This window comes from Nonomuraea sp. NPDC050790, assembly GCF_044456745.1.
Classification (GTDB): Bacteria; Actinomycetota; Actinomycetes; order Streptosporangiales; family Streptosporangiaceae; genus Nonomuraea.
In genome coordinates, this window is record NZ_JBITGF010000003.1 from 112,282 (window position 1) to 126,412 (window position 14,131).

The window sequence follows — 14,131 nt, forward strand, 5'->3', positions numbered from 1 at the left end:
TGCGACCGGTGGTCCTGTTCCCGCGTCCAGCACGTGGCGCCGGGTGAGTGTGACGGTGGTCAAGGACGTCAGGGAGCGACCGCGAGTTTGCGGGCCAGTCTCAGGCGGTAGGCGTCCAGGACCACGGCGACCAGGATGACCAGGCCGGTGATGATCTGGCGTTCGAAGTCGGACACGCCCATCAGCAGCAGGCCGTTGGTCAGGACGCCCAGGAGGCAGGCGCCGAGGAAGGTGCCGACCATGGAGCCTCGGCCGCCCATCAGCGAGGCTCCGCCGATGACCACGGCGGCGATCGCGTTCAGTTCGTAGCCCTGGCCGAGGATGGGGCTGGCGATGTTGAGGCGGGCCATGTAGAGGATCGCCGCGACGCCCACGGTGAAGCCGGCGATCACGAAGGCCGCGATCTTGATGCGGGAGGTCCGGTGACCGGACAGGCGTACCGCCTCCTCGTTGTTGCCGGTCGCGTAGACGAGGCGGCCGAACACCGTGCGGGAGAGCACGAACCAGCCCGCGGCGACCAGCAGCACCGCGACCCAGAACACCGCGGGGATGCCGATCAGGGTGAGCGTGCCGAAGTCGTTCAGGGCGGCGGGGAGGTTGTAGATGGTGGCGGCGTCGGTGTAGCGCTCGGCCGCGCCGCGGGCGATGTTGAGCATGGCGAGGGTCACGATGAAGGACGGGACCCGCCACTGTTCGGAGATGAAGCCGTTCAGCCAGCCGACCACCCCGCCGACGAGCACGCTGATCAGGATGGCGCCGACCAGGGTGGCGGCGGAGGACGATCCGGCCATCATGGTGCCGGAGACGACCGCGCACAGCGCCATCGAGGAGCCGACCGACAGGTCGATGCCGCCGACCAGGATCACGAACGTCATGCCGACGGCCAGCACGGTGTTCAGGGTGATCTGGGTCATGATGTTGCGGAGGTTCTGCTCGGTGGCGAAGTTCGGGGCGGCGAGGACGAAGAAGCCCGCGAGCAGGACCAGGGCGACGCCGATGCCCGCCTCGCCGAGAACGAGCCGTTTGATCATGAGTGGTCACCGTTCTTGAGGTAGCCCGAGTAGGCCAGCGTGAGGATGCGCTCGGCGTCGAAGTCGGCCCTGGCGACCTCTCCGGCGATCTTGCCGCGGGAGAAGACGAGGATGCGGTCGCAGATGCCCATCAGCTCGGGCAGGTCGGAGGAGACGACGAGCAGGGCCTTGCCCTCCGCGGCCAGGCCGAGCAGCAGCTCGTGGATCTCGTACTTGGCGCCGACGTCGATGCCTCGGGTGGGTTCGTCCACGATGAGGATGTCGGATCCGGCGTTGAGCCATTTGGCCAGGACGACCTTCTGCTGGTTGCCGCCGGACAGCGTGCGTACCTGCTGGGCGACCCCGGACGAGCGCAGGTGCAGGCGGCTGCCCAGGCGCTCGGCGACGGCGCGTTCCCGCGTGAAGGACAGCAGGGCGCCGCGCAGCTTGGCCAGGGTCACGTTGGCGCTGACGGGCAGGTCGAGCACCAGGCCCTGCGACTTGCGGTCCTCGGTGAGCAGGCTGATGCCGTGCCGCACGGCATCCTTGGGGTGCCGTATTCGCACCTTCTTGCCGTAAAGCTCGATATTTCCGGAGGTGGCCGGGTCTGCTCCGAAAATCGCCCGCATCGCCTCGGTACGGCCCGCCCCCACCAACCCGGCGACCCCCACCACCTCCCCCGCCCGCACCGAGAACGACAGCGGCCCCTCGAACCCGCTGACCCGCAGCCCGGTGACCCTGAGCACCTCCGGGCCCTCCGCCCGCTCGGGCAGCGGCGGATACTCCTGGGCCAGATCCCGCCCCACCATCGCCCGCACCAGGTCGGGCGCGCTCACCCCGGCCATCGGACGGCTCATGACACTGCGCCCGTTCCGCAGCACGGTGACCCGATCGGCCAGCTCCAGCACCTCCTGCAGGTGGTGCGAGATGTAGACGATCGCCACGCCGCGCTCGCGCAGCCCGCGCAGGATCCCGAACAATCGCCCCGACTCGCGCGAGGTGAGCGTCGCCGTCGGCTCGTCCATGATCAGAATCCTGGCCTCGACCGAGATCGCCTTGGCGATCTCCACGAGCTGCATCTGCGCGATGCCGAGCCGCTCGACGGGCGTGTCGGGTGCGACGTCCAGCCCGATCTCGGCCGGCAGCGCCGCCGCGTCCGCGCGCAGCCGCCGCCGGTCGACCACCCCCGCCCTGCGCGGGAGCGCGCGCAGGAAGAGGTTCTCCGCCACCGTCAGGTACGGCAGCAGCGCCAGCTCCTGATGAACGACCGAGATCCCCACCGCCAGCGCGTCGCCCGCGCTCCCGGGCGTGTAGGGCCGCCCGTCGAGCGTCATCGACCCGCCGTCCGCCGGATGGATCCCGGCCAGCACCTTGACCAGCGTCGACTTGCCGGCGCCGTTCTCGCCGACCAGGGCGTGGATCTCCCCCGCCCGCAGGTCCAGGTCGACGCCGTCGAGCGCCACCACGCCGGGGAAGCGCTTGAGCAGGCCGGTGACCTTCATCATCCGACGTTGTCCTTGGTGATCAGCTTGATCTCGGTCTTCTGCCAGCCGCTGAGGTTCTCGCCCGCGATCATCCTCATTGCGTAGTCGATGCCGTTGGCGGCCTGCTGCGCGCCGTACTGGTCGAGGGTGGACACGACCGCGCCGCTCCTGACGTAGGAGGCGATGGCCGGGATGTTGTCGAAGGCGGCCACCTTGATCTGATCCTTCCTGCCCTGCTCCTCGATGGCCTTGAGCGCGCCGAGCGCCATGTTGTCGTTGGCGGCCAGGACGCCCTTGATGCCGGGGTGGGCGGTGAGCATGTTGCCGAAGACGGTGTGGGCCTCGTTGGTCTCCCAGTGGGCGGTCTTGGAGTCGACCAGCTTGAGGCCGCCCGCCTTGATCGCGTCCTCGAACCCGGCCTTGCGCTGGGCGGCGTTGGCCGCGCCGGGGTTGCCCTCCAGGATGACCACCTCGGCGTCCTTGCCGACGGCCTTGACCAGCTCCATCCCGGACTGCTTGGCGCCCTCGCGGTTGTCGGGCCCGACGAACGGCACCTTGTCGGCGATCCCGGCCGACTTCATCGCGCCCTCCTCCAGTTGGACGTCGATGTTGACGACCTTCACGCCGGAGTCGACGGCGCGCTTGAGCGGGGCGACCAGCGCGCGCGAGTCGGCCGGGGCGATCACGATCGCCTTGGCCTGCTGCGTCACGCACTTCTCGATCGCGGCGACCTGGTTGTCGATGTCGGTCTCGTTCTGGATGCCGACCACGCTGAGCGTGAGGTCGCCCCGCTTGGCCGCGTGTTCCTCCGCGCCCTTCTGCATCTGCTGGAAGAACTCGTTGGCCAGCGACTTCATCACCAGGCACACGCCCGGCTTCTCCCCCGGCTCGGGCGCCGCGGCGCTCTGCCCGCCGGACGGGGCGCCGCCCTCCCTGCCGCACGCGGCGAGCGCGAGCGCCAGACCGGCCACGACGACGATCTTCTTGTTCATCTGGTTTCTCCTTCAGCATGGTCGTCCACACCGCCGACCGGATCGGGACAGCCGCACGAGCCCCGCCGGATCAGCGTCGCCTCCAGCACCACCCGCTCTCCCACCGCTTCCTGCCCGCCGATCCGGGCGACCAGCAGCTCGACGGCCCGGCGGCCGAGCGCCTCGATCGGCTGGCGCATGGTGGTGAGCGCGGGAACCGTGTACGACGAGGCCGCGATCCCGTCGAACGAACACAGCGCGACGTCGCCGGGAACGCTCAGCCCGAGCTCGGCCGCCGCCCGCATCACCCCGATGGCCTGCTCGTCACTGGTCACGAACAACGCCGTGGGCCGGTCCTCGCGCGACAGCAGCGCCCGCCCGCTCAGGTACCCCTGCCGCCGCCCGAACGGCCCGTGCGCCAGCGGCATCCGCGAAGGGTCGAGCCCCGCCTCGGTCAGCGCCCGCGCCCACCCGGCGACCCGGTCGACGGTGGGGTGGATGTCCTTGGGCCCGGCCACGCAGCCGATCCGCCGCTGCCCGTGGCCGAGCAGGTGGCGGGTGGCCTGGTGGGCACCGCCCGCGTTGTCGAGCAGCAGGTGGCTGGCGGTGGTGTCGTCGAGTTCGCGGTCCAGGACGATGCAGGGCACCCGGGAGGCGGCCAGCAGCGAGCGCCAGGCGCGCGGCCCGTGGGCGGGGATGAGGATGAGCCCGTCCACCTGCCGGTCGATCAGCGTCCGCACGTACGCGGCCTCGCGCTCGTCGTCGTCCATGGCGTTGCCGAGCAGCAGGGTCAGGCCGTGCTCGAAGGCGACGTCCTCGATCTCGCGGGCCAGCTCGGCGAAGAACGGATTGGCGTTGTCGGGCACGACGAGCCCGATCGTGTGGGTACGGCTGGTGCGCAGCGACCTGGCCACGACGTTCGGCCGGTAACCGAGCTCGTCGATGGCGCGCAGCACGCGCTCGCGGGTGTGCGGGGCGACGTTGCGCGGCCCGTTGTTGAGCACGTAGCTGACGACGGCCTCGGAGGTTCCGGCCAGCCGTGCCACATCCCGGCGTGTGACCACTGCGGTTGCGCCCTTCGGTCCTAGCAACTCGTGTTGATTTCGCAGTATTCGTCCGCCTCCCAGGGTTGGCAACACGTGTAGATGGGACGTTATCCAGGTGTTACCCCGGTTTCCCGGTCCGACAAGGTGACGTACTCGTAACCAACCCGGCGGTCTCCGGCGTCGTCCCATGAACCGTGAACCGTCGTGACTTTCTGGGCGCCGCCGCGCTGGTCCCCCTGTCCCTGTCCACCGCGCCGCCCGACTGGACGAGGTTGCGCCGCGAGCTCGAAGGCACGCTGGTACGCCCCGGCGACGCCGCCTACGACCGGTCGAAGCGGCTGTACAACCCGGCCTTCGACCGCGTCCGGCCAGGCGGGATCGCGTACTGCGAGACCTCGCGGGACGTGGCGAGATGTCTCGCCTTCGCCCGGCGCACCGGCGTCGCGGTCACCGCGCGCTCCGGCGGTCACTCCTACGCGGGCTGGTCCACCGGCTCCGGCCTGGTCGTGGACCTGTCGCGGATGAACGCCGTCCGTTACCGCGCGGGCACGGCCACGATCGGCCCGGGCGCCAAGCTCATGGACGTCTACACCAAGCTGGCCGCCCACGGCGTGAGCATCCCGGCCGGATCCTGCCCCACGGTCGGCGTGGGCGGACTCGCGCTGGGCGGCGGGATCGGGGCGGTCTCCAGGAAGTACGGGCTGACCTGCGACCGGCTGGTGTCGGTGCGGGTGGTCACCGCCGACGGGCGAGTCCTGGACTGCGACGCGAACCGGCACCCGGCGCTGTTCTGGGCCTGCCGCGGCGGAGGCGGCGGCAACTTCGGCGTGGCCACCTCGTTCACCTTCCGCACCCACACCGCCCGCGAGATCGGGCACTTCTTCCTGCGCTGGCCCTGGTCGAGGGCGGCCGCGGCGGTCGCGGCCTGGCAGTCCTGGGCGCCGGTCGCGCCCGACGAGCTGTGGTCGTCGCTGCATCTGGTACGCGACCGCGGCGGCCTGCACGTCCAGTTGGCCGGGACCTACCTGGGCGGCCTGACCGGGCTCAACCGGCACCTCGCGGCCCTGGTGGCCAGGGTGGGGGCGCCGCAGTCGCGCACGGCGCGGGTGGTGCCGTACCTGACCGCGATGCAGATCATGGCCGGCGGCCCGGGACTGCGCACGACGTTCTCCGCGAAGTCGCACATCGCCTACGGCAAGCTGCCCGCGGCGGGCATCTCCAAGCTGGTCGCCTGGGTGGCCAAGCCGGGGCAGCACGCGGTCCTGCTGGACGCCTTCGGCGGCGCCATCGGCCGGGTCGGCGCGCGCGACACCGCCTTCCCGCACCGGGCGGCGCTCTACAGCGTGCAGTACTACGCCGACGGCACCTCCCGCACCTGGCTGCGCGGCGTCCACGGCGAGCTGCGGCCCTTCCTGGGCGACCACGCCTACGTGAACTACATCGACCCCGACCTGACCGCCTGGCGCCCGGCCTATTACGGTCCGAACGCCGCCCGGCTCGCCCAGGTCAAGGCCGCCTACGACCCCGGCCGGGTATTTCGGTTGCCCCAGGGCGTCTAGCTGGCATAAACCTGCAGGCATGCGTCACTGGCCTCTGTTCGACCTCAGGATCACCACACCCAACCTCGAGCTCCGCATGCCCACCTTCGCCGAGCTCGACGAACTGGCGGAGCGCGCGGCGGAAGGCGTGCACGAGGAGGGGTTCATGCCCTTCCTCATGCCGTGGACGGAGGCCGAGCCGCAGGAGCGGGCCAAGGCGACCGTGCTCTACCACTTCAAGTGCTGGGGCTCCTGGAAGCCGGAGGACTGGGCGGCCAACTTCGTGGTCGTGCGCGACGGCGAGGTGGTCGGCACGCAGGAGCTGGCGGCCACGGACTTCGCGGTCAAGCGCGAGGTGGTCACCGGATCGTGGCTGGGCCGCCGCTTCCACGGCCAGGGCATCGGCACCGAGATGCGCAGAGCCGTGCTGCACCTGGCCTTCGAGGGGCTGGGCGCGCAGTGGGCCACCACGACGGCGTTCGAGGACAACCTGCCCTCGCTCGGCGTGACCAGGAAGCTCGGCTACCGGGAGGACGGCATGCAGCTCGACACCCGCAAGGGCGAGGCGGTGCCGAGCCTGCGCTTCCGCATGGCCCGCGAGGACTGGAAGCCCGCGGAGGGCTACACGGTCACCGGGCTGGAGCCGTGCCTGCCGCATCTGGGAGCGGGCTGACCGCCGGCAGGCGGCACGACTCGCGGCGGAATCTGCCGGGGGCGAGGCCGTACTCGCGCTTGAAGGCGTTCGCGAAGGCGAACTCCGAGCCGTAGCCGACCCGTGCGGAGATCTCCCCGAGCGGCGCGTCGCTCTCGCGCAGCAGGTGGGCGGCCATGCCCAGCCGCCACCACGTCACGTAGGCGAGCGGCGGCTGACCGACCAGTTGCGTGAAGCGGCGGGAGAAGGCGGCCCGCGACAGGCCCGCCTCGCGGCCCAGCGCCTCGACCGTCCACGGCGCCGTCGGTTCGCGGTGGATGGCGTCGAGCGCGGCCCTGATCGAGGGGTCGGTCAGCGCCCGCGCCCAGTTGTCGACCTTGCACTGCTCGTGGGAGCCGTCGAACCAGGTACGCAGGATCAGCAGCAGGAGCATGTCCAGCAGCGAGGAGACGAGCAGGTCGGCCCCGGCGCGCGGGCGGTCGATCTCGGCCCCGAGCAGGTCGACGGCGGCCCGCAGCTCCGCGTGGTGCCCGAGGCGGGCCGGCAGGTGGACGACCTCGGGCAGCGAGCGCAGGAGCGGGTGGAGCCTTTCCGGGTCGAGGCGGTAGCCGCCGCCCAGCAACACCGTGCTCAGGCCGTCGCCGCCCAGGACGGCGGAGGAGAACAGCTCGCGCTCCCCCTCGCCGCAGTCGGCGGTGGCGATCGCGCTGTCGGGCGAGTCGGCCAGCACGTAGGGATGGCCCTGCGGCAGGAAGACGACGTCGCCGACGCTCAGCGCGATGGGCTCGCCCTCGGGCGGGAGCAGCCAGCACGAGCCCTGGAGGACCACCTGGAACCCGGCGGTGCCCGCGGCGGCGGGGAAGGAGTGGCCCCAGGGAGCGCGCCACTCGACGCGGACCGAGTTGGCCCGCCCGACGCGCATGGAGGCGATCACGTCACTTAGGAGATCCACACCAGAAGTGTACTCCCCGAGACGCTCGCGTATAAAACGCAGACAGCAGCGCATTGGATGTCTCCATCCAGGCTCCTACCCTGGAACACATGACGAAGATCGGCATCATCATCGGCAGCACCCGTCCCGGCCGCAACGGCGAGGCCGTCGCCCGCTGGGTCCACGAACTGGCCACCAAGCGCGGCGACGCCGCGTACGAACTGATCGACCTGAAGGACCACGAGCTACCGCATCTTGACGAGACGATGCCGGCGGCCACCGGGGTGTACGACCGGCCGCACACCAAGACCTGGGCGGAGACGATCGCGGCCTACGACGGCTTCGTCTTCGTGACCCCCGAGTACAACCGGGGCACACCGGGCGTGCTGAAGACCGCCATCGACTTCCTGTACGCCGAGTGGAACGACAAGTCCGCCGGAGTGGTCGGCTACGGGGTGAGCGGCGGCGTACGCGCGGCCGAGCACCTCCGGCAGGTGCTCGGCCAGGTCAAGGTGGCCAACGTGCAGGCCGGGGTGGAGCTGCTGCTGCACGCCGACTTCGAGAACTTCAGCGACTTCAGGCCACGCGCCCACCAGGAGGACCAGGTCACGATGATGCTCGACCAGGTCGTCTCCTGGAGCAGGGCGCTGGCCGCGGTCAGGGCCTGAAGTGCCGCAGCACCTCGGGGTTGGCCATGGCGTCGGGGTTGGCGGCCTGCTCGACGGGGGTGCCGAGCAGGATCTTGCGCACCGGCACCTCCAGCTTCTTGCCCGACAGCGTCCGCGGGATGCCGGGCACCTCGCGGATCTCGTTGGGCACGTGCCGGGGTGACAACTCCTCGCGCAGCGTCGTCTTCAGCGCCGCGACCAGCTCGTCGGTCAGCGCGGCGCCCTCGACGAGGGTGACGTAGAGCAGCAGGCGGCCCTCCTGGCCGAGCTGCCCCGTGTCGATGACCAGGCTGTCGGCGATCTCCTCGAAGCGCTCAACGACCCGGTAGAACTCGCTGGTGCCCATCCGCACGCCGCCGCGGTTGAGCGTCGAGTCGGATCGGCCGTAGATCACGCAGGAGCCATCCTCGTTGATCTTGATCCAGTCGCCGTGCCGCCAGACGCCCGGGTAGACGTCGAAGTAGCTGTCGCGGTAGCGCTCGCCGTCGGGGTCGTTCCAGAACATCACCGGCATCGACGGCATCGGCGCGGTCAGCACCAGCTCGCCCACCTCGCCGATCACCGGCTTGCCCGCCGGGTCGTAGGCGGCGATCGCCGCGCCCAGCGACCGGCACGGGATCACGCCGGCCCTGATCTCGTGCAGCGGTGTGGCGCCGACGAAGCCGGTGCACACGTCGGTGCCGCCGGAGAACGAGCCCAGCGGCACGCCGGGCAGCGCCTCGGCCACCCACGCGAAACCCTCCGGCGGCAGGGGCGAGCCGGTCGAGCCGATCCCGCGCAGCCGGTCGAGGCCGGCCGGCCGTACGCCGGACTTCATCGAGGCGATGATGTACGGCGCGCCCACCCCGAAGTACGTGACCCCCTCGGCGGCGGCGATCGTCCACAGGTCGTTGGGCGCCCCGTCGTAAAGGACCGGCACCGCGTCCACCAGCAGGGCCCCGATGAGGTAGTTCCACATCATCCAGCCGGTGGTGGTGTACCAGAAGAACACATCCCCCTCACCGAGGTCCTGGTGGAAGGAGAGCGACTTCAGGTGCTCCAGCACCACGCCGCCGTGCCCGTGCACGATCGGCTTGGGCAGTCCTGTGGTGCCGCTGGAGTACAGGATCCACAGCGGATGGCCGAACGGCACGCGCTCGAACTCCAGCGGCCCTTCCTCGGCGCGCAGCCCCTCCCAGCCGACCACCTCGCCGGACGGCACCGCGGCGGCGTGTCCGGGCGCGGGCTCGGCCCGCTGAGGCGGGCGGCCCTCCTCGGCGGCGCTCAGGTAGGGGATCCACACGGTCGCGCGCAGCGACGGCAGCGCGGCGGCGATCTCGGCCACGGCGGCCGAGCGGTCGAAGCTCTTGCCGTTGTACGCGTAGCCGTCGACCGCGATCAGCACCTTGGGCGCGATCTGCCGGAACCGGTCGACGATGCTGGGCACCCCGAAGTCGGGCGAGCCCGCCGACCAGATCGCCCCCAGCGAGGCCGTGGCCAGGAAGGCGATGAGCGCCTGCGGGATGTTGGGCAGGTACGCCGCGACGCGGTCGCCGCGTCCGACGCCGAGCCGCACCAGGCCGGCGCGGACCCTGGCCACCTCCGCGCGCAGCTCGTCGTAGCCGATCTCCTGGCGGGCGCCGTCCTCGGAGACGAAGACGACCGCGGTGCCCTCGCCGCGGGCCAGCGCGTTCTCGGCGTAGTTCAGCGAGGAACCGGTGAACCATTCCGCGCCGGGCATCGTCCCAGTGATGACGGGCCCGTCACCACGCTCACCGACCACCCCGAAGTGGTCCCAGATCGACTGCCAGAACTCCTCCGGGCGCTCGACCGACCACTGCCACACGTCCTCGTACCGCGCGCCGGTCCTGCCCTGCTCGCGCAGGTAGGCGGTCAGCTTGGCCCGCCCGGCCACCTCGGCGGTCGGCTCCCAGACAAGTGCACCTTCCTCAACCATGCGCCCATCCTGTCGTTCACCAGGTGGAAAGTCACACGCGACCGCCCACACATCCGGCTACCTTCTCAGGTGGTCGACCGCCATATGCGCCGCCGTGCCGATGACCGCGTCGGCCCTCGGCTGGTTCACCGCGGGGCTGAACGATCGGGTGAAAACGGCCACGGCGTAGCGGCCGCCATCGGGATACTCCACTACCCCGGCTTCGTTGCGGATAGTCGGCAGTGTGCCGGTCTTTCCGCTGACGTCCACGTCGTCGTACGGGAAGCCCGCCGCCAGCCGGTGCGGCCAGACCTGGAGCCCGAACACCTCGCGCATCCACCCGCACAGCTCGGCCGAGGCCGCCTCGTCCCGCCAGATCATCGCGAACAGCCGCGCCAGCTCCCGCGGCGTGCTGCGATTGGTCCGCGCGGGGTCCAGCGCCCGCATCCTGGCCAGCTCGTCGAGGTCCTGGAACGGCCAGTTGTGCCCGCTGTCCTCCGCCATGCTGTCCAGCATCGTCGCGCCGTTCATGTTCACCCGGGTGCCGTCCAGCCCGAACTCCGCCAGCATCGTGTTGACCGCGTCCAGCCCGACCCGCTCGACCAGCACGTCGGCGGAGGCGTTGTCGCTCACCGCGATCATCAGGTACGCCAGGTCGCGCAGCGACATCGTCACCTCGTCCCGCATCGCCGACAACCCCGTCGGCCCCGAGGTGCGCCCCGCCACCGGCACCACCACCCGCTCCGTCAGGTCGACCAGCCCCGCGTCGGCCTGCCTGCACAGCTCCACGAGCAGCGGCACCTTGAACACCGAGGCGATCGGCCTGGACTCGTCCTGCTGGTAGCCGCACTCGCGCCCGCCATCGATGTCGACGGCGTGCAGCCACCCCTCGACACCGGCCGCCGCGAACACCTCGCCCAGCTCGATCTCGCTCATGCCAGCGCCCCCGGCCTGCGGCTGACCCGCCGTGCGGGCGCCGAGCTCTGTTCCGCCATCCCGGCGCTCTCCTTCAGTGTTCGTACGGCTGCCGCCGAGAAGCCCGCCACCGTGTCGGAGGCCACCCGCCAGGCGGTGGAGACCCGGTAGGACAGCGGCGAGCCGATCAGCGGCCGCCACACCAGCCCCGGGGACTCCTGCCGCGGCCCGAACGCCACCGCGGCGCCTGCCATGACCAACCCGAGACCGGACCCTTCGTGCACCTGCGCGGGAACGTACCCACGGCGACGGCATTCTGCCAGCGCCTCCGCGTGCATGCCCGGCTCCCCCTCCTTCGGCGGCATGAGCAGCTCGCGCCCGGCCAGGTCGGCCAGGTGCACCTCGGCGCGCTGGGCCAGGTCGTCGCCCTCGGCCAGCAGCACGCCCTGGGCCTGGACGAGCGTCTGGCCGAAGTACAGGCCGGGGGCGGTCACCGGGTGGCGGACCAGGCCGACGTCGATCGTGCCGGCGGCGAGGGCGGTCACCTGGTCGGCGGTCCAGATCTCGGCGGGCGCCAGCCGTACCTCTGGGTGGCTCTCGCGGAAGCCCGCGACGAGCGCGGCGATCACCGCGGCGGCCAGGTCGGGCGGGACCCCCACCTTGAGCACCGCGCCGTCGCCGTGCCTGGCCAGCTCGCGCAGGCGGTCGACCCTGGCGACGATCTCGCGGGCCTCGCCGAGCAGGAGCCGGCCGGCCTCGGTGAGGCGGACCTGGCGCGCGGAGCGGTCGAACAGGCGCACGCCGAGCTCCTCCTCCAGGCGCTTGATGCGCTGGCTGAGCGGCGGCTGGGCCATGCCGAGGCGGATGGCGGCGTTGCCGAAGTGAAGTTCCTCCGCCACCACGGTGAAGTAGCGCAGATGCCGGACGAGGTCCATGGCCAGCGATGATATCCAGATTTATATGCCGCCATGGCTTATATCCGTATTGGACATGCTTTGGGGGCTTCTGGTGTCCTCTGCGTCATGGCTATGACAGGGGGACGGATGCTGGGCGAGCTGCGGCAGGAAGGCGCGCCACGACGACGGCGGCGCAGGTGGCCGTGGGTGGTCGCGGGGCTGCTCGTGCCCGCCGTCGCCGCGGGCGGCGTCGTCTGGGCCCTGCGCACCGAGGGTACGGCGGAGCGGACCGCCGACGCCTACCTGGCGGCCTGGTCGGCCAACGACTACGCGGCCATGAAGGAACTGGTGGCCGATCCGCCCAAGGACTTCGTCCAGTGGCACGAACGGCTGCGCCGCGACCTCAAGGTGGAACGGCAGACGTTCACCGCGATCAGGACCGGCGGAGTGTTCGCCGCCACCGCCGCTGACCTCGGCTACGAGACGTTCGGCGCCAGGCTCGTCGGGCGGGGGCCCGACCTGGACTACGAGGGCAAGCTCAACCTGGTCGAGAAGGACCGCCGCTGGAAGGTCGCCTGGACGCCCGCCACCCTCCACCCCGACCTCAAGCCCGGCCGGACCCTGCGGCTGGAGATGGGCGAGGACGAGAGCGTGCCCGTGCTCGCCGCCGGCGGCCGGCGCATCGACGGCGCCGCCGACGTGCCCGGGTCCGTGCAGCAGATCGTGGGCGGGCTGAAGGCGAAGTACACCGACTGGCTGCGCGTGCCCAACGCCGCCAAGATCAACCTGTACGAGGACGGCGACAAGCTGGTCAAAACCCTCGCCGAGGTCAGCGCGGCCAAGCGGGAGCCGTTCCAGACCACGCTCGACCTGCGCGTGCACGCGGCCGGCGCCAAGGCGCTCAAGCTCACCAAGAAGCCCGCCGCACTGGTCGCCATGCGCCCCTCGACCGGCGAGATCCTGGCCGTCGTCAACAACCGGGGCGGGTTCGACCGGGCGCTCATGGGCAAGTACCCGCCCGGCTCCACCTTCAAGGTCGTCACCGCCTCCGCACTGGTCGCCGGCGGCGTCTCGGCAGGCCAGACGGTCAAGTGCCCCGCCGAGCAGAACATCGGCGGCTTCCGCTTCCACAACGCCGGCTACCGCGACTACGGCAGCCTGCCGTTCCGCGACGCCTTCGCCCACTCGTGCAACACCACCTTCGGCGCCATGACCGTGGACTCGCTCGGCGCCTCCCGGTTGGCGAAGGTGGCCGGCGACTTCGGCTTCGGCGTGCCCATCAACCCCGGAGTGCCCGCGGTGCGGGCCGACTTCCCCGCCGCCAAGGACGACACCGACCTGGCCTCCGCCTCCATCGGCCAGGGCCGGGTCCTCGCCTCGCCCCTGAACATGGCCACGGTCGCCGCCGCCATCGCCTCCGGCACGTGGCGCCCGCCGCGTCTGGTCCCCGAGCGCCTGGTCCCGACCAAGGGCGAAGCCCGGCGCCCGCTGGAGGAAGGCGTCCTGAAGGCCCTGCGCACACTGATGCCCGCCGTAGTCTCCGAGGGCACCGCCCAGGGCGCCCCCTTCCCCTCGGGTACGGCCGGCAAGACCGGCACCGCCGAGTACGGCTCCGGCAAGGAACCACCCGCCCACTCCTGGTTCATCGGCTACAAGGGAGACCTGGCCTTCTCGGTCCTGGTGGAAGGAGGCGGCGCCGGCTCCGCAGTGGCCGCCCCCATAGCCGCCCACTTCCTAACCAACCTCCCCACCCCCAGCTAACCCGACCACCCCCTCCCCCAGCCAACCCCCACCACCACCCCAACACCCCGCACCCCCAGCCAACCCCCAACACCCCGCACCACCGGCTCACCCGCCACCCAAACACCCCGCACCACCGGCTAACCCGCCACCTCCCGGGCCTGGACACAACTACCCGGCAGCGCCCTCGGCCCCTACCCCGGGCACAACTACCCGGTTTCCAGGTCTGCGAAGGAGCGCCCAGCGATCGGGCGGATGCCGAGGCGCTCCCTGAGCAGCGGCCCACCACCCGCGCCACCCCCAGATCCCGGGTAGTTGTGCCCGGTCGGCGGAGGAGACCGGCGCACGGGGCAACGTCACGGCGC

At 71.3% G+C, this 14,131-nt stretch carries 12 protein-coding genes; 4 read left to right on the forward strand and 8 right to left on the reverse strand.

What is annotated here, in order from left to right; translation table 11 throughout:
• Positions 1-68 precede the first annotated feature (68 nt).
• Genes ACIBEJ_RS15405 through ACIBEJ_RS15420 form a run of 4 tightly spaced genes read right to left on the reverse strand, consistent with a single transcriptional unit; the run spans position 69 to position 4,511 of the window.
• A complete protein-coding gene (locus ACIBEJ_RS15405; RefSeq protein ID WP_397183361.1) occupies positions 69-1,031 on the reverse strand; it encodes an ABC transporter permease in 963 nt (320 codons plus the stop codon).
• Positions 1,028-2,515, reverse strand: a complete 1,488-nt coding sequence (locus tag ACIBEJ_RS15410) for a sugar ABC transporter ATP-binding protein (RefSeq protein ID WP_397183362.1) — start codon at positions 2,513-2,515, stop codon at positions 1,028-1,030. The genes ACIBEJ_RS15405 and ACIBEJ_RS15410 overlap by 4 nt, the downstream gene beginning before the upstream one ends.
• The gene (locus ACIBEJ_RS15415) at positions 2,512-3,486 is read right to left on the reverse strand and encodes a sugar ABC transporter substrate-binding protein (RefSeq protein ID WP_397183363.1); all 975 of its coding nucleotides are present in this window, start codon (positions 3,484-3,486) and stop codon (positions 2,512-2,514) included. The genes ACIBEJ_RS15410 and ACIBEJ_RS15415 overlap by 4 nt, the downstream gene beginning before the upstream one ends.
• On the reverse strand, positions 3,483-4,511 hold the full coding sequence (locus ACIBEJ_RS15420) for a LacI family DNA-binding transcriptional regulator (RefSeq protein ID WP_397183364.1): 1,029 nt from the start codon (positions 4,509-4,511) through the stop codon (positions 3,483-3,485). Before ACIBEJ_RS15420 ends, ACIBEJ_RS15415 begins: the two co-directional genes overlap by 4 nt.
• 194 nt (positions 4,512-4,705) lie before the next feature.
• On the opposite strand from ACIBEJ_RS15420, the gene ACIBEJ_RS15425 reads away from it, so the two are divergent.
• Positions 4,706-6,070 (forward strand): FAD-binding oxidoreductase, encoded by a 1,365-nt coding sequence (locus ACIBEJ_RS15425; protein ID WP_397183365.1) that lies wholly within the window; start codon positions 4,706-4,708, stop codon positions 6,068-6,070.
• Positions 6,071-6,089: 19 nt separating this feature from the next.
• On the forward strand, positions 6,090-6,722 hold the full coding sequence (locus ACIBEJ_RS15430) for a GNAT family N-acetyltransferase (RefSeq protein WP_397183366.1): 633 nt from the start codon (positions 6,090-6,092) through the stop codon (positions 6,720-6,722).
• Here ACIBEJ_RS15430 and ACIBEJ_RS15435 read toward each other — a convergent pair.
• Positions 6,679-7,653: an AraC family transcriptional regulator gene (locus tag ACIBEJ_RS15435; RefSeq protein ID WP_397183367.1), complete on the reverse strand. Its 975-nt coding sequence runs from the start codon at positions 7,651-7,653 to the stop codon at positions 6,679-6,681. The genes ACIBEJ_RS15430 and ACIBEJ_RS15435 overlap by 44 nt on opposite strands.
• 89 nt (positions 7,654-7,742) lie before the next feature.
• On the opposite strand from ACIBEJ_RS15435, the gene ACIBEJ_RS15440 reads away from it, so the two are divergent.
• Complete coding sequence (locus tag ACIBEJ_RS15440) at positions 7,743-8,300, forward strand: NADPH-dependent FMN reductase (RefSeq protein ID WP_397183368.1); 558 nt, start codon at positions 7,743-7,745, stop codon at positions 8,298-8,300.
• Here ACIBEJ_RS15440 and ACIBEJ_RS15445 read toward each other — a convergent pair.
• Genes ACIBEJ_RS15445 through ACIBEJ_RS15455 form a run of 3 tightly spaced genes read right to left on the reverse strand, consistent with a single transcriptional unit; the run spans position 8,290 to position 12,065 of the window.
• Positions 8,290-10,236: an acetoacetate--CoA ligase gene (locus ACIBEJ_RS15445; RefSeq protein WP_397183369.1), complete on the reverse strand. Its 1,947-nt coding sequence runs from the start codon at positions 10,234-10,236 to the stop codon at positions 8,290-8,292. The two genes, ACIBEJ_RS15440 and ACIBEJ_RS15445, sit on opposite strands and share 11 nt — an antisense overlap.
• A 57-nt stretch (positions 10,237-10,293) precedes the next feature.
• Positions 10,294-11,151, reverse strand: a complete 858-nt coding sequence (locus ACIBEJ_RS15450) for a serine hydrolase (RefSeq protein ID WP_397183370.1) — start codon at positions 11,149-11,151, stop codon at positions 10,294-10,296.
• The gene (locus tag ACIBEJ_RS15455; RefSeq protein ID WP_397183371.1) at positions 11,148-12,065 is read right to left on the reverse strand and encodes a LysR family transcriptional regulator; all 918 of its coding nucleotides are present in this window, start codon (positions 12,063-12,065) and stop codon (positions 11,148-11,150) included. The genes ACIBEJ_RS15450 and ACIBEJ_RS15455 overlap by 4 nt, the downstream gene beginning before the upstream one ends.
• 87 nt (positions 12,066-12,152) lie before the next feature.
• Here ACIBEJ_RS15455 and ACIBEJ_RS15460 point away from each other — a divergent pair, with 87 nt between their 5' ends.
• Positions 12,153-13,787 carry a penicillin-binding transpeptidase domain-containing protein gene (locus tag ACIBEJ_RS15460; RefSeq protein WP_397183372.1) on the forward strand — a complete coding sequence of 545 codons (1,635 nt, stop codon included), beginning with the start codon at positions 12,153-12,155 and terminating at the stop codon, positions 13,785-13,787.
• The last annotated feature ends 344 nt before the right edge of the window (positions 13,788-14,131 follow it).

Coding starts and splice junctions, on each gene's coding strand:
- ACIBEJ_RS15450 (WP_397183370.1), bottom strand. CDS start 11,151: ATGAGCGAGATCGAGCTGGGCGAGGTGTTCGCGGCGGCCGGTGTCGAG.
- ACIBEJ_RS15460 (WP_397183372.1), top strand. CDS start 12,153: ATGGCTATGACAGGGGGACGGATGCTGGGCGAGCTGCGGCAGGAAGGC.
- ACIBEJ_RS15430 (WP_397183366.1), top strand. CDS start 6,090: ATGCGTCACTGGCCTCTGTTCGACCTCAGGATCACCACACCCAACCTC.
- ACIBEJ_RS15440 (WP_397183368.1), top strand. CDS start 7,743: ATGACGAAGATCGGCATCATCATCGGCAGCACCCGTCCCGGCCGCAAC.
- ACIBEJ_RS15410 (WP_397183362.1), bottom strand. CDS start 2,515: ATGATGAAGGTCACCGGCCTGCTCAAGCGCTTCCCCGGCGTGGTGGCG.
- ACIBEJ_RS15445 (WP_397183369.1), bottom strand. CDS start 10,236: ATGGTTGAGGAAGGTGCACTTGTCTGGGAGCCGACCGCCGAGGTGGCC.
- ACIBEJ_RS15405 (WP_397183361.1), bottom strand. CDS start 1,031: ATGATCAAACGGCTCGTTCTCGGCGAGGCGGGCATCGGCGTCGCCCTG.
- ACIBEJ_RS15455 (WP_397183371.1), bottom strand. CDS start 12,065: ATGGACCTCGTCCGGCATCTGCGCTACTTCACCGTGGTGGCGGAGGAA.
- ACIBEJ_RS15415 (WP_397183363.1), bottom strand. CDS start 3,486: ATGAACAAGAAGATCGTCGTCGTGGCCGGTCTGGCGCTCGCGCTCGCC.